The organism is Schaalia odontolytica (assembly GCF_009730335.1).
Classification (GTDB): Bacteria; Actinomycetota; Actinomycetes; order Actinomycetales; family Actinomycetaceae; genus Pauljensenia; species Pauljensenia dentiphila.
Map to the genome: position 1 here is coordinate 1953158 of NZ_CP046315.1, position 18753 is coordinate 1971910.

The window sequence follows — 18753 nt, forward strand, 5'->3', positions numbered from 1 at the left end:
GGTGAGTGTGAAATGAACGCCCTTGATTTGACCTCGCCGCAGCAAGCACCGATGAACAACACAAGCATTGGTCACGTTGCAGCGAAGATGCTATTAACGGCGGCCTGCATCCTCTTAGTCGGCACTGTCTCATATTCGATAGTCACGGGTAGAACACCAATGAACTGGTGCTTCTACAGCGGAATGATCTTGTTGCTGATTCATCGAATTCCAATGATGATCGAACGAGCACGCCACCGACGCGAGGAACAACAGCACGCCTCAGAAATACCGTAGGCCACCCATCATGATGTGCCACCAACTCGTCCTCATGGGCTCCGAGTTGGTGGCCATCTGTTTCTCCATCATGATCTCCCCGGCCAGGCGGCGTGCTCGCCGCCGCGGGCTGATTCCCCCAGCCCGCTAGAGCCGGGACCTGGGCGCGCGGCTCCGCCCGCCGGGCGAGTGTCAGCGCTGGAAGCGACGCACGAAGTTCTGGAGGACGAGGCGTGAGGGATCCGTGTCCACGGTCGCGACCTGGGCGCGGATTGCCTCGGCCTTGTCGGCCGGGTAGTAGCGGCCCGCGTACTGGTCGATGCGCACGTTGACGCCCTCGAGGTCCATCTCGGGGTGGAACTGGGTCGCCCACGCTGCCTCGCCCACGCGCACCATCTGGATCGGGGTGTCGTCACCGGCCAGGAGGACCTGCATGCCGGGGGCCAGCTCGCGCACGGCCTCGTGGTGGCCGACGTAGGAGTGGAAGCGGTCGGGAGTGCCCTCCAGGAGCGGGTCCTCGCGCCCCGCATCGGTCTTGGTCAGCGCGATGCCGCTGATTTCCTCGCCGTGGTGGGTGTCGATGACGCCGCCCAAGTGCAGGGTGAGGGTACCCAGCCCGTAGCACAGGCCCAGGATCGGGAAAGATTCGCCGAGCGCCCGGTCGTAGAAGGACCGCAGCCAGGCCTCGGCGCGCACTTGGCGCGCTTCCTTCAGGTGGTCGTCGGCGTTCGCGTCCCACGGGGACCCGCAGACAAACGCGCCCGAGTACTCGGACAGGTCGAGGTCGGGCAGCTCCCTCTCCATGCGCACCTGTCGTACCTGGTCGGGGGTGAGTCCAGAGAAACGAGGCAGGTCGGCGCACTCGGCGGCCAGGACGGGGCCGTCGTCGCGCGAGGTCAGCATGAGGAAGGGCTTGGTCATGCCCACCATGCTATCGGCTGAGCGCACGCGTGCAGCTCGTGTCCGCTCTCCAAGCGTGTGTGACGGACGCAGATGTGGGCGGCCTCTGCCACACTGGAAGCATGTTGATTCTGCACACCTCCGACTGGCACCTGGGACGCACGCTGCACGGCGCGTCCCTGGGAGACAGCGCGGACGCGTTCATTGAGTGGCTGGTGGCCCTGGTGCGTGAGCGCGGCGTGGATGCCGTGCTCATCTCGGGCGACGTGTTCGACCGCGCGGTCCCGCCCGTGGATGCGCTCGCTCGGATGCGCCGCGCCCTGCGCGAGCTGACGGAGATCACGACACTCATCCTGACGTCGGGAAACCACGATGGGGCTGCTCGCCTGGGGCTGTTCGCCGACATGCTCACCCCCTCGCTGCACGTGGTGACGGACCCGGAGGCGATCGGCACGCCCGTCGAGGCCGGGGGTGCTCTCGTGTACCCGATGCCCTACCTGGAGCCCGACCTCGTGCGCCAGAGTCTGTCGGACCTGCCTGCGCGGGGCGAGGCCGACCTACCCACTCCCCTGCCTCGCTCCCACCAGGCGGTTCTGGGGGCGGCGTTGCGCCGGGTGCGCGCGGACCTTTCGGCTCGGCGCGACGCGGGCGACGAGCGCCCGGCCATCGCGATGCCGCACGCCTTCGTGACGGGCGCCCAGGCCTCGGATTCGGAGCGCGACATCCAGGTGGGCGGCGTCCCCTCCGTATCGGCGGACCTGTTCGACACGCTCGGGGACGAGGAGCCCCTGACCCACGGCCTGGACTACGTGGCGGCCGGGCACCTGCACCGCCCGCAGGACATCTCGGGTGCATCCGTCCCGATCCGCTACGCGGGCTCCCCCATCGCGTATTCATTCTCCGAGGCCGGGGCCACCAAGTCGATCACCCTCCTGACCACGGATGCCACCTCGGTGACCGACATCGAGGTGGTGCCCATCCCCACGCTGCGGGGCATCGCGGTACTCGAGGGAACCATGGATGAGCTGCTCGCGGATCCCGACGAGGCCACCACGGCCTCGTACGTGTCGATCACGGTCACGGACGACGCGCGCCCCGAGCGCATGGTTCCTCGCATCCGGGAGGTCTACCCGCATGCCCTGGTCGTCGTGCACCGTCCCTCCCAGGCCCCCGCGCTCGCTCCCGCGATGACCGTGCGCGCGTCCCGCGATCCGCGCGAGGTCACGGAGGAGTTTTACGAGGCCGTGGGCGGGCGGGCGCTAAGCGCTCAGGAGCGCGAGCTGGCCCTGGACGTGTGGGCGCAGCTTCGAGGAAAGGACATGCAGTGAAGATTCGGTGGCTACGTATTGTGGGCATCGGCCCCTTCGCGGGCGAGCATACGGTCGACTTTTCGGCCTTCGAGGACTCGGGGCTGTTCCTGCTGGACGGACCGACGGGCGCGGGCAAGTCCACGCTCATCGACGCGATCACCTTCGCCCTGTACGGCGACGTGGCGCGCACGAAGGACGCGTCGAAGGACCGCCTGCGGTCCAACCACATCTCGGATTCGGATCCGTCGGAGGCGGACCTGGTGTTCGAGGTGGGGACGGGCATCTACCGGGTGACCCGCACCCCCGCGTACACCCCGGCGGGCAAGAAGTCGCAGCGCAATTCGAAGTCGACGCTGATGCGAGTCGTGGAGGATCCGGACGCGCCGGACGGGTGGCGTACGGTGGAGCCGATCGCGTCGGGTCCCCGCGACGTGGGCTCAGAAATTCCGGCAATCGTGGGCCTGGATAAGGACCAGTTCCTGCAGACGATCGTGCTCCCGCAGGGCAAGTTCTCCCAGTTCCTCAACGCCACATCGGATGCTCGCGAGCAGATCCTGCGCGACATTTTCGACACGCAGATCTACGTGGACTTCACGAAGGCCCTCGTCGATGCGGCCACCTCGTCGAAACGCGGCATCGAAGAGCGGCGCGTGGCTGCCATCGGCGCTTTCGAGCGCGTGCGCTCACTGGACGCAGCCTTTGCCGAGAACGGCACTGAGGACGGGTCTGCCGCCGACGGCCGTGCGGCCGACGCCAAGGAGGCCGATCAGCTGGATGCGGGCGCGGAGGATTCCAGCGCCGTGACGCGCTGGGCCGAGGACGCATGCGAGCGCGCACGCGAGGCGCACGCACAGACCCTGCACGTTGCCGAGGTGGCCACGGCAACCGCGCGCGAGGCTTCCCGCGCCCTGTCCGAGGGGCGTGCCCTGGCTGAGGCTCAAGCGGAGCACGCACGCCTCAGCGCGACGCTCACCGAGCTCACCTCATCGGAGGGAGCAATCGCATCCGACCGTGAGCGCGCGGGTCAGGCCCGCCGAGCGCTGGCCGTGGCTCCCCTCGACGCGGCCGAGGCCTCGGCACGCGCTCGTCTGGAGGCTGCGGGAGACCAGGTTGCGGCCCTATCCCCTGCTCTCGGAGACGAAGATTCCATCGATTCCACATCCTTGACACCCGAGGCCGTGGCCACTCTCGGCAAGCGGGCGCAGGACCTGCGCGGCGAGGCGACGCGCACGCGCGGTTCTCTCGAGGAGGCCCTGGCCGTCGAACGCTCGCTGCCCGAAGTGCGCACCCACATCGACTCGCTGCGCTCCCAGCATGAGCAGGCATTGGCGCGCATCGCGTCGATCGAGGCCGAGCGCGAGACGTTGCCCCTGCGCATCGAGCAGGCCTCCGAGGCCCTGCGCCTCATGCGAGCGGATGCCGACACGCTGCCCGAGGCCGCGTCCGCGCTGCGCGCCCTCAACGAGCGCCTGGATGCCTCCATGCAGGCGGACCTGCTGCGCTCGGCCCTCCTCGGAGCATCGGACGAGCTGCGCGAGGCCACGGTCGCCGCGAAGCTTGCGAATGCCGCGGCGGCGGACGGCCACGACCTGTGGATCGCGCAGAGCGCATCGGCGCTCGCACGCGAACTCGAGGAGGACATACCCTGTCCCGTGTGTGGCTCCACCGCTCACCCCAATCCCGCACCGGCCGCGGACGGGGAGATCACGCGCGAGCAGGTCGCGGAGCTCGACCAGGCGCGAGACCATGCGGAGGCCGCGCTGCGGGATGCGCAGGCTGGCCACCAGGATCTTGTGCGTCGTATCGCCCAGCTCAACGAGGTGGCCGGCGCCCCCACGCCAACGCTCGAAACCGAGCGGGATCGAGCCGCCGAGCTCGTTGCGAAGCTCAAGGCTCTCAGCCCGCAGATCACAGAGATCGAGGCGGCCCTCGCGCAGGAGCGCGCCCGCCTCGACGGCCTCACGGACTCCCTCGCGAGCGCCCGAGAGACCGCCGCTTCCCTCGCGTCCACCCTCCAGGAGCGCACATCTGCTCTGGCTGCGGCTGAGGCCCGCGTGGAGACTGAGCGCGCCGACTACACCTCCCTCGATGCGCGCGCTACAGCCCTGGATGAGCGCGCACACCGGGCGGCAGCCCTGGCCGTGGCCTGCGCCGATTGGGACAATGCCCGCGCCGCGCTCGCGCAGGCGCAGCGATCCCTTGCGAATGCACTTGAGGAACAGGGCCTCGAGGCGGACTCGTGGCGCACGCTCCTGCTTCCACTCCCCCAGGTCGAGGCTCTCGAGGCGCGCGTGGCCGCGCATGAGAAGGCACTCTTCGCGGCACGCGAAGCGCTTGCTTCGGAGCGCCTGACCCGTGCGGCGTCAGCGCCCGCGCCGGACCTTGAGGCCCTCACCGAGACCGCCCGCAAGGCCGAGGAGGACGCCGCTATGGCGGCCCGAGCTTCGGGTATTCTCGAGCAGCACTGCGCTCAGCTGGACGCCGCCCACGCCTCCCTCGAGCAGGCGTTGGAGGCGCTCGGGCGTGCCCGGGAGCAGGCCGGGCCCATCCGCCGCCTGGCAGACATTGCCGCGGCATCCGGCCCGGAGAACCTGGCCTCCACTCCCCTGTCGGCGTGGGTGCTCATCGCGCGACTAGAGGAGGTCCTGGCGGCCGCGAACCCGCGCCTCGCGGCAATCTCATCGGGACGCTACGAGCTCGTGTCCGTCCCCGACGACGGCACCGCCTCGCGCAAGTCCGGCCTGGGCCTGGCAATCGTCGATCACGATACGGACGCGCTACGCAGCCCGCGCACGCTGTCGGGCGGGGAAACGTTCTACACGTCCCTCGCGCTGGCGCTCGGCCTCGCGGACGTCGTCTCAGCCGAGGCCGGAGGCGTCGAGCTGCGCACGATGTTCATCGACGAGGGCTTCGGATCGCTCGACTCGCACACGCTGAGCCTGGTCATGGCGCAGCTCCAGGCGCTGCGCTGCGCGGGACGCACGGTCGGCGTCATCTCGCACGTCGAGGAGATGGCGACCCAGATCGCGGATCAGATCCAGGTGCGACCTCTGCCGGAGGGCGGATCGACCCTCAGCGTGCGCGCGTAGGTGTCAGCCCTGGTGCAGGGCGAGGACGGCGGGGCGCTCGGAGCGGTCGAACCACGCCAGGGAGGACTCCCACAGGGCGGCCACGGCCTCGTCGGCGCTCTCCTGCGTATCGGCGCTCAGGACGGCCTGCACTGCGGGTGAGGCGTCGGGCAGGTCCGCGAGGATAGCGGCCACGTCCGACCAGGTGTATTCGAAGGCCGGGGCCGCGAAGATGTGGGGTTCGATCTGCTCGCCGGGGGTCAGCGTCGTCGAGGTGGGGGTGTCGACGGCCAGGACGACGCGAGCGACGCCCGCTCCCTCCGTCTCACGCGCCAGTTCGAGGGAGGACAGCGCCGCCTCGGTGATGGCGTCGTCCTCGAGGACCTCGATATCCTCTCCACTCATGCCGGCCTCGGGCACACACAGGACGCCGCTGCGCACGGGCGGCAGCGGGACGCACAGGTCGGACAGGACGGCGGGAACATAGACGCGCATGGTCACAGTGTAGGCACCCACTGCTCGACAATCGCCTGCAACGCGTCGGATGCGTCGCAACGCGCACCGTTTTCTCCCAGAGCCTTGCCTCGCAGGGAAGCCCGCCCAACCCCCTCATCCTCGGGAACGACGTGGAAAATGCAGTCGGGCATGAAAGCGCCGATCGCCGCCTGCAGGGAGGGCACCGGGTGCGGGCCGATATCCGCGGTGCTCACGCGGTTGACGATCACCTCGACCGGAATGGCGCGCTCTTGTGCCTCCCACCACCGCGCTAGGAACGAGAGCCGGTTGATGCCGACGATATCACCGCGCGCGACGATGACGAGCCGATCGGCGCGCTCAAGCACCCCGAGCGCGGCATCGTCACGGCTGGCCCCGCGCGAGGCCTTTTCCAGCGAGGTCGACGCAATATCAACGACCGAGTAACGGGCGCTCAGGCGCAGTGCCCCGACGATGGATTCGATACCGGGTTTGCTCACTTCTCGCCAGCGGTGTGGCGTCACGAGGCCCGTGATGACGTGCAGGTTCTCGGAGCGCATGACGGCTGCCCCGAGCGTGTCCGCGGGCGTGATGGGGCCGCGCGAGGCCGTACGCGCGAGGGTTGACAGACCCGACGCATGGACGGGAAGGCCCAGCAGGTGCGCGATCGTCGGGTTGGCGGTGTCCGCATCGACGAGGAGGGTGGGCCCGTGGGCGGACAGCGCGGTCGCGATACCGACAGCGAGGGTCGTACGCCCGGGCGCACCGGATGTCCCCCAGACGGCCAGCACGCTGCCCGGAGCGGAGGGCGGAGGAGGCGGCGGTGGTGCGGACGAGGCCGTGGCAGGGGTCGAGCGGCGCGTGCGCGTCGCCGCGATGAGAGAGTTGACGACCTGGTCGGGGCTGCCGGGCGCGGCGACCGAGGCGACCCCCAGAGCGATGAGGCGGGAGCGCTCGTGATGGGGCGCAAGGGCAACGACGACCATGCCGCAAGCGCGCAGCGATTCAACGGTCTCGATCGTCAGGTCGGGGTCGGATCCGTCGATGACCGCGAGGTCGGCGAGGCCGGCGCGGGCCGCGGCGACGACCTCAGCCAGGTCAGCGCAGCGCCGGACGATGGCAAGGACATCCGATCGGGCCTGAATCGCCTGGATGAGGGGTGCCTCGTAGCGCTGATCGGCGAGGACGACTACCCCGTGGACGGAGCTCACGGCGCCCCCACGGGGACTGCGGCCAGCTCGTCGGTCGAGGACTGCGCGGCGAGGAGGACCGGCATGGACTGGGCGTTCGCGAGGATCTCGATCCGCTGGCCACGGTGCGACTGGGACGAGGCCTCGATCCGACGCACGAAGGTGAAGGTCCCCTCGATCTCGCGCGCCTGATTGCCAGCCTGTCCCTGCGTGCGCGCGGGGATCGTCCACAGCCGAATCCGCGTTCCGTCAGCGACCCCGTCGGGCAGCCCGGCACTGACCGTGACGGCCACGCGCAGCATGTCTGTCTGCACTGTTCCGCTGTCCCCCTGCGACAGATCCGTGCGCATGACGATCTGGCCGGGGGTGATCTGCCGAGTCACGACGGACCCCATGGGGGCCTCGGACGTGGGAACGTAGACGTCCGAGTCGACGCTGAGGACAACCTCTCGGACATTGTCCGCAGTGAGGGTTTCCCCCGGGGCGATGGTCGTCGTCGCGGTGTAGACGCGGCTTCCTCCCCGCAGGAGGCCGCTGAGAGCACTGAATGCGATCAGGGACGCGATGATAAGGACCAAGCCGATAACGAATCGACGGTCCATCTTGCCGGGGGCGCGCGTCGGGATCGACACTGAAGCTGAGACGCGTTTCACTCTTCTATGATGCACGCTCATCCGAAAAAGCGGTAGGTTGTCGACTATTCATCAGAACCAACCGATCCGATCGGTGAGATGACGCATAAAAAATTGCTGACTCAAACCAATCAAACGAAGCAACCCCAACTGATAGCGTAGTGCCATGGCAACACGATTCCTCACTCTCGCTGACGTCGCCGAGACCCTGAATCTCACGATGTCAGCCACCCGCGCCCTCGTTTCCTCCGGCGAGCTCCCGGCCATTCAGGTCGGCGGCAAGCATGTGTGGAGGATCGAAGAATCGGTCCTGGAGCAGTTCATCCAGGATCAATACGCCGCGACGCGCGAGCGTCAGAAGGCGGAGAACGCTCACTAGTCGTCCGACCATCGCTGGCCGAGCACGCGGAGTCGACGAAGCCCCGCAAGTGCCAGCGACACGGTCATGCCACCTACTTCATCCCGGTCGTCATAGGCGAAGGCCTCTCCATCCAGGGCGACATCGACGTGGTCCGCATAGACCGCGTCGATGATCCCCCGATGGTCACCCCCGTCGGATTCGATGACGACTCCGACACCGCGTGCACCTAGTTCGCGCAGGACATGGCCAACGCCGACGCCTCCTCGCACGGAGGACTCGCGCGCAACACTGCGCCCGAGGGGCCAGGCCGCGACGATTGCGGAGAGCATGATCAGGCTATCGTCGCGACCTCCGCGCAGGAGCACCCACGAGCGGGTCGAATCGAGCACCGCCCCAGTGATCGTCAAACCCCCTCGCAGCGCCAGTGTAATATCACCGTCTGCACCGGCCAGGCGGGCAGACAGGCTGACCGAGGCGCGTTCAGCATCGGTGAGTTCGTCGATGAGCGCATCGAGATCGCGACCGCGCTCATCATCAAATTGTGCTTCTAGCTCGGCAATGAACGCTGACATATCCATGCCCCTACGATGCCACATTCATGCGCCACACATCACATTTAGATAACATAAACTAACATCTATTGACATAGTGCACTATAAAGCGGATAGTTAAGGTATCGAATCCGTCCACTCAATGAAGAGTTCACCATGACTGATGATTCACTGACCGTCGCCGGCCAATCACACCTCACCGACGCATTTCTCTGGCTCGTTGGTGCCCCGCTGTGCCTCCTCGACGCACTCTATCTCTCCCGCCTCGCTCCACCCCTAAGCGCGGAGCGTCCCGAGACGCTCATCCTCTGGGTTCTCGGCATTGCTGCCCTCGCACTCCTGGCGTGGAGTCTCCTATGCTCAGCATGCGCTCACCTCGCGCTCCTGCGCGTTGCTCCCCCAGCGGCGCGCACAGCTGCACGTTTCTTTGTCTCCCGTTGCGGCACCCGTCTCTCGCGGTCGCTTCTGGCTCGCGCCGGAGCCAGCGCATTGATTGGCTCCACACTCGTCACCGGTGCACCCGCCGCGGCTTCCCTGGCAGCACCGCAGGAACAGACCTCCCCCACCGTCTCACTGACATGGGCGGATACCCCCGGAGCCCCTTCCCCCGACCAGGAGGCGACACAGACTGCTCCGGCCACATTGCCCGTGCCCGCGCAGGATGCACCGGACGCGGATACGCCCGATCACCCTACCTCAATCACGGTCGCGCCGGGCGATTCACTCTGGTCGATCGCCGCCTCCCTGCGCCCCGACGCCGATGATGCGCACATCGACGCCACGTGGCGGGCAATCCACGCGGCCAACGCCGAATCGGTCCACGACCCCGCTCTCATCTACCCCGGACAGACACTCGCCATCCCCCAGGACCTGCCATGAGCACCCAAATCGCGCCCCGGCCTCGCGCCTCCGAGGCCCCCAGACGACGGACCAGCACGAGGCCCACCCCCACCCGTCCGATCCAGCCCACCCCGTTCCGGTGGAGTCAGGATCCTCAGTTGGTCTACAGGGCGGCAACATCGCCGACACCAACCCACTACGTCACCCTCCCACGGCAGAATCTCCCGGATCCCGGACCGTGGGCGGCGAACCTCGCACGCGCCATCGTCGAGGTCGTCACGGGCGTTCGTCAGGCACCCCAGCTACGCCGTTGGATGTTGCCCGACCTCTACGGAGCCCTCGCATGCGTCCACTTATCCCCTTGCGCGCGGGGAACAAGGCCCGTCCACGTGCGCACGTGTCCCCTTGACGAGCGCACAACAGAGGCCGCCGTCATCGTCTCCACCGTGTCACGCACCTACGCCCTTGCTCTGCGCCTTGAGGAGTACCACGGACGCTGGATCACGACGGCCCTCGAACTCGCCTGACGGACCGGCCGCGCGGCTCGACGGATACACAAACGGGTGAGGGGGCTCCCACAGGAACCCCCTCACCCGTGACGTGTACCGATCAGCGGCGGCGACGCTTCTTAGCGGCAGCGCGACGCTCCGCGCGGTTACCGCTCGACGAGGACGCGGCCGACTCGGTGCCCTCAGCGGAGCTGTAGCTCACGCGGCTCGGCGCCTTCGCGCGACCCACGTTGCCCATCACCGAACGGGCGTGAGCAACGGCCACGCGCGCGGCCGCAGAGGCCGCAGACTCGGCGGCGGCAACGTCCTCGACGCTGGGCTCAGAAGAGGACGACGAGGCATCCTCCTGCGCGGGAGCGACGCTGGCGGCGGCGATCGAACCACCGGCCTCCTCCTCGGCGGCGGCCAGGGCGCGCTCGAACTGCTTGGCGTAGGAGAACACCTGCTGGACTGACTCCTCACGGATGCGCTCGACCATCGCCTGGAACATTTGGGCGCCCTCGTCCTTGTACTCGACGAGCGGGTCGCGCTGACCCATCGCGCGCAGGCCGATGCCTTCCTTCAGGTAGTCCATCTCGTAGAGGTGCTCGCGCCACAGGCGGTCCACCACGGAGATGACGACGCGGCGCTCGAGGGTACGAATGGGCTCATCGCCCAGCTGCGCCTGCGCCAGCGGGTTGGCGTTCAGGCGGTCCTCGGTGTCCGCGTAGACGGCGTGGATGTCGCCGACCAGCTCGGTCACCAGATCGTCGCGCACGAGGGACGCAGCACCACCGTGCTCCTCCTCGACCTCTTCGATCGTGACCGACGGCGGGTAGTAGGCGCGCAGGTGCTCCCACAGGCTGGGCAGATCCCACTCGTCCACGGGCTTGTCGGCGATCGCTTCGTCGACCAGGCCGGTCACGAGGGACTCCATGAACGCGCGCATCTGCGGGCCCATGTCCTCGCCCTCGAGCACCTTGCGGCGTTCGGCGTAGATCGTCTCACGCTGACCCGTCATGACATCGTCGTACTTCAGGACGTTCTTACGGATCTCGAAGTTGCGGGCTTCCACCTGGCGCTGGGCCGACGCGATCGAACGCGACACCATGCGGTTCTCCAGCGGCATGTCCTCCGGGTAGGCGCCCGAAGCCATGATGCGCTGCGCCATGCCCGAGTTGAATAGGCGCATCAGATCGTCTTCCATCGACAGGTAGAATCGGGACTCGCCCGGGTCACCCTGACGACCGCTTCGTCCGCGCAGCTGGTTGTCGATACGACGCGACTCGTGGCGCTCCGAACCGAGCACGTACAGGCCGCCCAGCTCGCGCACCTCCTCGCGCTCGGCCTCGACGGCCTCTTCCGCGGCCGCGAGAGCCTTGGGCCACGCCTCGCGGTACTCCTCCGGGTTTTCCTTCGGGTCGAGGCCCTCGGCAGCCAGGTTCGCCTGGGCGAGGAACTCCGAGTTACCACCCAGCATGATGTCGGTACCACGGCCGGCCATGTTCGTGGCCACCGTGACCGCGCCCTTGCGGCCGGCCATCGCGACGATGGCGGCTTCGCGGGCGTGTTGCTTGGCGTTGAGCACCTGGTGCGGAATGTGCTTCTTCCTGAGCATCTGCGAAAGCAGCTCGGACTTTTCCACCGAAGCGGTACCGATGAGGACCGGCTGGCCGGCCTCGTGACGCGCCACGACGTCCTCGATGATCGCGTTCAGTTTGCCCTTCTCCGTCGGATAGACGAGGTCGGACTGATCCTTGCGGATCATCGGCTTGTTCGTGGGGATCGGGATGACGTCGATCTTGTAGGTCGAGTGGAACTCCGCGGCCTCGGTCTCAGCCGTACCGGTCATGCCGGAACGCGAGCCCTCGGGGTACAGACGGAAGTAGTTCTGCAGCGTGATCGTAGCGAGCGTCTGGTTCTCGGCCTTGATCTCCACGCCTTCCTTGGCCTCGATCGCCTGGTGCATGCCGTCGTTGTAGCGGCGGCCCGGCAGGACACGGCCCGTGTGCTCGTCAACGATGAGGACCTCGCCGCCGTCCACGATGTAGTCGCGGTCCTTAAAGAACAACTCCTTGGCGCGGATCGCGTTGTTGAGGAAGCCGATCAGAGGGGTGTTCGCCGCCTCGTAGAGGTTCTCAACGCCCAGCTGGTCCTCAACCTTGTCGATGCCCGGCTCCAGGATGCCGACGGTCTTCTTCTTTTCGTCGACCTCGTAGTCCTCGTCGCGCTTCAGCAGGCGAGCGATGCGGGCGAACTCCACGTACCAGCGGTTCAGGTCGCCGTCAGCGGGACCCGAAATAATGAGGGGGGTACGGGCCTCATCGATGAGGATCGAGTCAACCTCGTCGACAATGACGAAGGCGTGGCCACGCTGGACCAAATCCTCGGGCACCTGCGCCATGTTGTCGCGCAGGTAGTCGAAGCCAAACTCGTTGTTCGTACCGTAGGTGATGTCGCAGGCGTACATCTCGCGGCGCTCAGCAGGCGTCTGCCCCACGAGGATACAACCGCAGGTCAGCCCCAGGAAGTTGTAGACGCGGCTCATGATGTCCGACTGGTACTTCGCCAGGTAGTCGTTGACCGTCACAACGTGCACACCCTTGCCGGTCAGGGCGCGCAGGTACGACGGCATCGTGGCGACCAGGGTCTTGCCTTCACCGGTCTTCATTTCGGCGATCTTGCCCTGGTGCAGGGCAATGCCACCCATGACCTGCACGTGGAAGGGACGCATGCGCAGGATTCGCCACGAGGCCTCACGGACCGTCGCAAACGCCTCGACCAGGATATCGTCCAGGGTCTCGCCATCCTCGAGGCGATCCTTGAATTCCTGAGTCTTAGCCTGCAGCTCCTCGTCCGTCAGAGCCTCAAAATCCTCCTGCAAGGCATCAACCTGCGACGCAAGCCGATCCAGCTTGCGCAGCATACGCCCTTCGCCAGCGCGAAGGATCTTGTCAATAATCGACACGAATAGCTCCTGACGTTAATCGCCCGCCCCCTTGTAGAGCAGACAGTCAAATCCACCCATTAGTTTACGAACTAACTGCCCAAAGTGGAAACGCCCGCGCGAACTATGGACGTATTTAACGCTCACAGCGCACACGGGAGCGCCCCGGGCATGGTGCCCGGGGCGCCGCGGTCCTTCAACCGTCAGATTGTCGTGTTCAAGCGAAGCACGCCGTACGTCCACCCGTGGCGGTGGTAGACGACGCACGGCTGGTTCGTGTCCTTGTCGACGAAGAGAAAGAAGGGGTGGCCAACCATCATCATCTGGTCCAGGGCCTCATCCACACTCATCGGCGGGGCCTCGTGCACCTTCTGACGGACAATGATCGGGGTATCACCCCACTGTTCCTCACGGGCCTCTCCGACCTTCAGGTCCTCAGCACTGCGCAGCGGCTTGGGAGCCTCGGTTTCGAATGTGGCTGTCTCTTCGACGACGGGAGCTTCGAGGATTTCGGCTTCGGCCAGGTCGCGCGGGTACCGACGACGGTGGTCCTTCACGCGATCACGCAGGCGGCGCAGGCGCTCGTAGAGCTTGCCGGCGGCGATGTCGACGGCCGCGTAGCGATCAGCGGACTGAGCCTCAGCGCGAATGATCGGGCCCTTCCCGTAAACGGTCAGCTCGATACGCTCGGCAGTGTCGGCCTGGCGGGGGTTACGTTCGTGAGTCAGCTCCACATCGACGCGCTGAGCGCGGGGGTAGAACTGAGTGATCTTCGAAACCTTCTCCTCCACGTATTCCCGGAAATTCGGGTGAATCTCGGCATTACGTGCGACGACGGTGATGTCCATGTGTTTCCTCCATGGTGTGCGGCGGGCATCGTTGCCCGCAGGTGGGGATTGTTCGGTGCTCACTGCCCGAACCGTGGTCTGAGCTATCACCTCCCGCACTGACGCGAGGAGCGTCCCTGCTGCTCACGCTATCGAAAGTCAGTACGCACATCATACCCCAGCCGGTGACCTGCGTCATGAGATAAGCCCGGTTCGGCACAGAGTCACAACCGCGTCGAGACCGCCCAACACACGCTCCATTTCCCGAACCGTTGCGCCCGTCGTCACCACGTCATCCACCGCAACAACACGCACGCCATGCCCCGGGACCGCGAGCGCACGCATCGACCCCATGCGCCCCACCGTACGCTGTGCCCCGGCCTTGCCCGACTGGGAGGTCGCGCCCACGCGCAGCCGCACAGCGTCCACCACCCGAACGCGCACGCCAGGACGCGCGCCTGCCGCCAGAGCTCGGGCAACAGCGCGCGCCAACGGCAGCGCCACCTGCCTACCCCGCAGGCGTCTCTTCCACGAAGAAGGCGCGGGCACCACCCACACCTCCACCGCTCCCCCGGTGAACGAAGACCTCCCCTCCAACGAACCCACACCGGCGGCGGGCGACCCAGCCACGCCCAGCACCCCACCCAGGGCGGTGCCGAGGCAGGCCCCGGCCTCGTCGAGAAAATCGGTGACGTCCGTACGCGCGGAGTGCTTGGCGGCAAGGACGATGCGGCGCAGCGGCCCGTCGTAGTCCCCTATGGCCACCAGGGGAAGGGGGCCTCGCACGCCCTCAAGGGAGGCTACGTGCGCGGGGCAGCCAGCCAGGGAGCGGCATGACGGGCACAGGACCTCGTCCCAGGCGCGACACCCGGCGCATTGCACGGGAAGGAGCGCGCCGACCAGCCCCCGCATCAGGCCCCGGACTCCGCTCCCGCCCACCACGGTTCTTACCCCGCGTATCGGGCGGAGGTGAGCGACTCGGGGGCGTTTTGCCACAGCGCGCCCGAGCGGATGAGCACCTGCGCCTTGCCGTCGGCATCGGTGCCCGAGATGACCACCACGGAGGAGGACCCACCGGCGCTCATCGATGTCACGCGAATCGGGAGGGACACGTTCGAGGGCAGACCGCCGAGGGGCAGCGTGACCAGCTGGTCGTCCTCACCGGTGGTGCGCACAACGAGCACGAAGCCCGTCGATGTCGTCCATGATGCGTCGACAACCGAGCCGTGTTCAAGGGGGATCTGTTCGAGGGAGCGGATCGCCAGCGGGTGCCCGGAGGCATCGCGTTCGACGACACCGACCCACGCGCTCGCGTCGCTTCCGCGCAGGACGAGGGCGCGCGTGCCGTCGGGAGAGATGCGCACCGCGTGGATCTCCCCGGCGCTCTCGGACTCCACGCTCACGCTGAACGCGCCATCGACTCCCCCGCCGACGCTCACCGACGAGGCCGTGGCAGGACCCCACACCCATCCGAAGCGGTCCACCGACGGGCCGAGAGGCGCCTGTCCAGGCAGGAATGCGACCGATGTTCCGCCGCGATGCGCGTACACACCGTCGGTACCGCTCCAGGCAACCAGCGAGGGGTCCACGGGCGAGACTGTCGGGTTGGAGGCATCGGTGGTGCTGGTCAGGCTCGTGAGCCCCGACGATGACACGATCCCCACCCCGTCGGGGCCCGCCCCCACGAGAGTGTCGAGAGAGTATGTCGGGGGCACCGGGATCCCCTGAGCATCCAGCACGTCACCGGACAAAGAGACGCTCACCTGCGACACGTCCGCCACCTGGGTGAGGGTGCGGGTGAGCTCCCACGCGAGGTTCGCACGCGCCCCCTCGGTCGCGGGCACCACCGCGTTCAGTTCCACGCGCGCCACCCCGTCGACGACGTCGAGTCCCTGGGAGGGCACGGTCGTGCCCGCCGGGATAGCGTTCGCCGTGACCGGCTCGAGAGATTGACGCGGCCCTTCGACGAGGCCCGCGAGCAGATGGGAGGCTAGGCGTCGCGACGGGTACCAGCGAGGATCGGCAACCAGGTCCCCACCCTCTGTCGTTGGGAAGTAGAGATTGGCGAGCGAGAACGAGGCCGTGAAAGACGCCCGGCTCATGAGGACCATGTTCTCGGGGCTGTTGATACGCCACTGTCCGTCTTCGCGCACGAGGCTGAAGGTGCGCGTCACGGTCGAGGCAGCCACGCGGGTCAGCACGCCCGACGCGTCGATGCTGGCCACACCGAGCACGGAGACCGTCACGTCCACCTCGGAGCCGTTCTCGGATCCGGCGGTGACCGCGGGGGCCGCGTCCGTGTCGTAGATGAGAATTTCCATCTCCGGCTGCCACGAACGCGCCGACGTTGCGCTCAGGAACAGGCGCGCGGTCGCGTAGTCGTCCTGGGGGCCGGCGGCACACGCCAGCAGGAAATCGCTCACCAGGGTCGCGGCGTCCGCCCCGTCGGAGGGGCCCTCCGCGGAAAACTGGATGCCGCTGCCGTCCCGAGCTGACACGTCGAAGGGCGCGGGTGCCGAGGAGGTGGGCAGGGAGGTACATCCCGCGAGGGCCAGGCAGGCTGCCACGGCGAGTAGCATCAGGCGGCGTTTCATTCGTCCTCCCACAGGGCAAGGGGGCGGCTAACGATCTCTTCGCCGGCGCGCTTGGGCAGGGTCATCAGGAAGGACGCGCCGCGACCGGGTTCTCCGTACGCCTGCAGGCGTCCTCCGTGGATGGCGACATCCTCAGTTGCGATCGCGAGGCCGAGGCCAGTACCGCCAGTCGTGCGGGCGCGGGCGGTGTCGGCACGGTAGAAGCGGTCAAAGACGTGGTCGGCGACCTCCTGGGTCATGCCCACCCCGCGGTCGCGCACGCGGCATGCGACGTCGGTCTCGGTCGCGGCGAGCGTGATCGTCACGGGCGTGCCGTCGGCATGCTCGATCGCGTTGACGACGAGGTTACGGATGACGCGCTCGATACGGCGTTCATCAATCTCGGCCGCGACTCTGCCCTGCGCCACGATCTCGACGCTCACGTTCTGTCGCTGTGCGAGCTCCGCACAGCCTTCGACGACGCGCAGGGCGATCGGTCGCAGGTCGCGGTCCTCGGCGTCCAGCAGGGCACTGGCAGCGTCGTAGCGGGAGATCTCCAGCAGGTCCGCGAGCATCTGCTCCATGCGTTCGGTCTGGTCGTGCAGGAGCTCGGCGGATCGACGCGCGTGGGCCGGCAGTTCGTCCCGGTTGTCCCACACGATGTCCTCCGCCATGCGGATCGTTGTCAGCGGGGTGCGCAGCTCATGGGAGACATCGGAGACGAAGCGCTGCTGGAGCTTGGCGAGCTCGTCGTAGCGCGAGATCGTCTCCTGGAGCGAGGAGGTCATCGCATTGAAGGCGTGCCCGAGGTCGGCCATCTCGTCGTCCCCATGCACATCCACGCGCACGTCGAGGTCTCCCTTTGACGCCTTTGTCGCAGCTTGCGCGGTCACTCGCACGGGCAGGAGGAGGCGATGCAGCAGCGCGAACACACCGATCGGCAGGGCCACGATGATGGGAAGCGCAGAAAGGACGAGGACTCGCAGGACCACGTCGACCTGCGCCTGATCGGCGGATAGCGAGTAGAGAATGTAGAGCTCGTGCGTGCCCGCACGAGGCAGCTGCACCTGGGTGCCGACGAGAATTCCGGGGACTACCTTGTCGGAGTCGCTCGAGCGGATACCAACCGACTGCCACTGTGCGCCCCCACCCGAGACTGCGGTGCGCATCTGCGGAGTGATGAGTGCGCGCATCTGCTCATCCTCGATCTGGTTGATGCGCAGCGACGCCGTGGCTCCCTCCGAGCGCAGCAGCGCCACGTTCGTCGCACCCGCGCCGGCCGCCGAGGCCTTGAGCGAGGCCAGCGCGCCGCGCGCGGACTCCTGAACCTGCGCGGGAGACGAGGCCGTGGATGAGGAGAACACGGATTGCGCGGATGAAAAGCGCAGGGACGCGTCAGCCAGGATTGCATCCTTGCGCGTCTCGAACATAGAGGTGCGCAGCTGGGAGGCGATTATCACCCCGAAAACGAGGAGGATGACGAGCGCGGCGACCGTGATTGCCAGGGCGATGCGGGCGGACAGGGAATGCCGAATACGACTGGCGAGGTGAGAGGAGGCGAGAAGGGACCACGGCCTCGACGATGCGACGGCACGCAGCAGATCCTTGAGCGCGTCCCTACGCCCCTGCGCCGGCACGGTACCCAACCCCGCGGACTGTTACGACCAGCTCGGGACGCTCCGGGTCGCGTTCGATCTTGGAGCGCAGGCGCTGCACGTGGACGTTGACGAGCCTGGTGTCAGCGGCATGACGGTAGCCCCACACCTGCTCGAGGAGTTCCTCGCGCGAGAACACCTTCCAGGGCGAGCGCGCCAGGGTCACCAGCAAATCAAATTCCAGAGGAGTCAGCGCAATGACGCGCCCCTCACGCTTGACGATGTGGCCGGCAACGTCGATCGACAGGTCCTGGAGGGACAGGCCCTCATCTGCCTGCGAGTCCTCACGGCCCCGCAGCCGCGCGCGCACACGCGCCACAAGTTCCTTGGGCTTGAAGGGCTTGGGAACATAATCGTCGGCACCGGCCTCGAGACCCGTCACGACATCAGAGGTGTCGGAACGGGCGGTCAACATAACGATCGGAGCATCCGAGACACGACGGATCGCGCGGCACACGTCAAAGCCGTCCATGCCGGGTAGCATGACGTCCAGGAGGACCAGGTCCGGATTGTGCTCTTGAAATTGAGTCAAAGCAGCGGATCCGTCGGCACAGGAGACGACCTCATAGCCCTCGTTCTGGAGGACAATGCCGATCATCTCAGCCAGGGCGACGTCGTCGTCGACGACGAGGATGCGCGAACTCATATCACGATAGTGTCACGAAATCGTCACGAACGCAGG

17 protein-coding genes are annotated in these 18753 nt (G+C 67.1%); 6 read left to right on the plus strand and 11 right to left on the minus strand.

Going from position 1 to position 18753, the window contains the following annotated elements; translation table 11 throughout:
• The first annotated feature begins 12 nt into the window (after window positions 1-12).
• Window positions 13-276: a hypothetical protein gene (locus FOC40_RS08485; RefSeq protein WP_131240505.1), complete on the plus strand. Its 264-nt coding sequence runs from the start codon at window positions 13-15 to the stop codon at window positions 274-276.
• 171 nt (window positions 277-447) lie between these two features.
• On the opposite strand, the gene FOC40_RS08490 is transcribed toward FOC40_RS08485, so the two are convergent.
• Entirely contained in the window at window positions 448-1176 is a 729-nt protein-coding gene (locus FOC40_RS08490; protein ID WP_039929531.1) for a glutamine amidotransferase-related protein, read from the minus strand.
• Window positions 1177-1277: 101 nt separating this feature from the next.
• Between FOC40_RS08490 and FOC40_RS08495 the strand changes: the two genes are divergently transcribed.
• Both FOC40_RS08495 and FOC40_RS08500 read left to right on the plus strand, forming a co-directional pair.
• Window positions 1278-2483, plus strand: coding sequence for an exonuclease SbcCD subunit D (locus tag FOC40_RS08495; protein WP_003794618.1), 1206 nt, complete (start codon window positions 1278-1280; stop codon window positions 2481-2483).
• Window positions 2480-5554, plus strand: coding sequence for an AAA family ATPase (locus FOC40_RS08500; protein ID WP_003794616.1), 3075 nt, complete (start codon window positions 2480-2482; stop codon window positions 5552-5554). The genes FOC40_RS08495 and FOC40_RS08500 overlap by 4 nt, the downstream gene beginning before the upstream one ends.
• Window positions 5555-5557: 3 nt before the next feature.
• Here the strand turns inward: FOC40_RS08500 and FOC40_RS08505 are convergent, their stop codons facing one another.
• Genes FOC40_RS08505 through FOC40_RS08515 form a run of 3 tightly spaced genes read right to left on the minus strand, consistent with a single transcriptional unit; the run spans window position 5558 to window position 7799 of the window.
• Window positions 5558-6028 (minus strand): DUF6912 family protein, encoded by a 471-nt coding sequence (locus FOC40_RS08505; RefSeq protein ID WP_003793264.1) that lies wholly within the window; start codon window positions 6026-6028, stop codon window positions 5558-5560.
• 2 nt (window positions 6029-6030) lie between these two features.
• Window positions 6031-7218 (minus strand): AAA family ATPase, encoded by a 1188-nt coding sequence (locus tag FOC40_RS08510; RefSeq protein ID WP_003794613.1) that lies wholly within the window; start codon window positions 7216-7218, stop codon window positions 6031-6033.
• Window positions 7215-7799: an SAF domain-containing protein gene (locus FOC40_RS08515; protein ID WP_003794611.1), complete on the minus strand. Its 585-nt coding sequence runs from the start codon at window positions 7797-7799 to the stop codon at window positions 7215-7217. The genes FOC40_RS08510 and FOC40_RS08515 overlap by 4 nt, the downstream gene beginning before the upstream one ends.
• 196 nt (window positions 7800-7995) lie before the next feature.
• Between FOC40_RS08515 and FOC40_RS08520 the strand changes: the two genes are divergently transcribed.
• Window positions 7996-8208 (plus strand): helix-turn-helix domain-containing protein, encoded by a 213-nt coding sequence (locus tag FOC40_RS08520; RefSeq protein ID WP_003793271.1) that lies wholly within the window; start codon window positions 7996-7998, stop codon window positions 8206-8208.
• Here FOC40_RS08520 and FOC40_RS08525 read toward each other — a convergent pair.
• A complete protein-coding gene (locus FOC40_RS08525) occupies window positions 8205-8768 on the minus strand; it encodes a hypothetical protein (RefSeq protein ID WP_003794608.1) in 564 nt (187 codons plus the stop codon). The two genes, FOC40_RS08520 and FOC40_RS08525, sit on opposite strands and share 4 nt — an antisense overlap.
• 129 nt (window positions 8769-8897) lie before the next feature.
• Between FOC40_RS08525 and FOC40_RS08530 the strand changes: the two genes are divergently transcribed.
• The gene (locus tag FOC40_RS08530) at window positions 8898-9620 is read left to right on the plus strand and encodes a LysM peptidoglycan-binding domain-containing protein (protein WP_003794605.1); all 723 of its coding nucleotides are present in this window, start codon (window positions 8898-8900) and stop codon (window positions 9618-9620) included.
• Window positions 9617-10108 (plus strand): Rv3235 family protein, encoded by a 492-nt coding sequence (locus tag FOC40_RS10730; RefSeq protein WP_231126000.1) that lies wholly within the window; start codon window positions 9617-9619, stop codon window positions 10106-10108. The genes FOC40_RS08530 and FOC40_RS10730 overlap by 4 nt, the downstream gene beginning before the upstream one ends.
• A gap of 82 nt (window positions 10109-10190) precedes the next feature.
• On the opposite strand, the gene secA is transcribed toward FOC40_RS10730, so the two are convergent.
• The 6 genes from secA to mtrA form a co-directional block, all read right to left on the minus strand.
• Complete coding sequence (secA, locus tag FOC40_RS08540; RefSeq protein WP_039929266.1) at window positions 10191-13037, minus strand: preprotein translocase subunit SecA; 2847 nt, start codon at window positions 13035-13037, stop codon at window positions 10191-10193.
• 182 nt (window positions 13038-13219) lie between these two features.
• Window positions 13220-13864, minus strand: a complete 645-nt coding sequence (hpf, locus tag FOC40_RS08545; protein WP_003794598.1) for a ribosome hibernation-promoting factor, HPF/YfiA family — start codon at window positions 13862-13864, stop codon at window positions 13220-13222.
• A gap of 174 nt (window positions 13865-14038) precedes the next feature.
• Window positions 14039-14755, minus strand: a complete 717-nt coding sequence (locus tag FOC40_RS08550; RefSeq protein ID WP_003794596.1) for a hypothetical protein — start codon at window positions 14753-14755, stop codon at window positions 14039-14041.
• 35 nt (window positions 14756-14790) lie between these two features.
• Window positions 14791-16437 carry an LpqB family beta-propeller domain-containing protein gene (locus FOC40_RS08555; RefSeq protein ID WP_003794593.1) on the minus strand — a complete coding sequence of 549 codons (1647 nt, stop codon included), beginning with the start codon at window positions 16435-16437 and terminating at the stop codon, window positions 14791-14793.
• Window positions 16434-18053, minus strand: coding sequence for an MtrAB system histidine kinase MtrB (mtrB, locus tag FOC40_RS08560; RefSeq protein ID WP_003794591.1), 1620 nt, complete (start codon window positions 18051-18053; stop codon window positions 16434-16436). Before mtrB ends, FOC40_RS08555 begins: the two co-directional genes overlap by 4 nt.
• Window positions 18034-18717, minus strand: coding sequence for an MtrAB system response regulator MtrA (gene mtrA, locus FOC40_RS08565; RefSeq protein WP_003794589.1), 684 nt, complete (start codon window positions 18715-18717; stop codon window positions 18034-18036). Before mtrA ends, mtrB begins: the two co-directional genes overlap by 20 nt.
• Window positions 18718-18753: the final 36 nt, after the last annotated feature.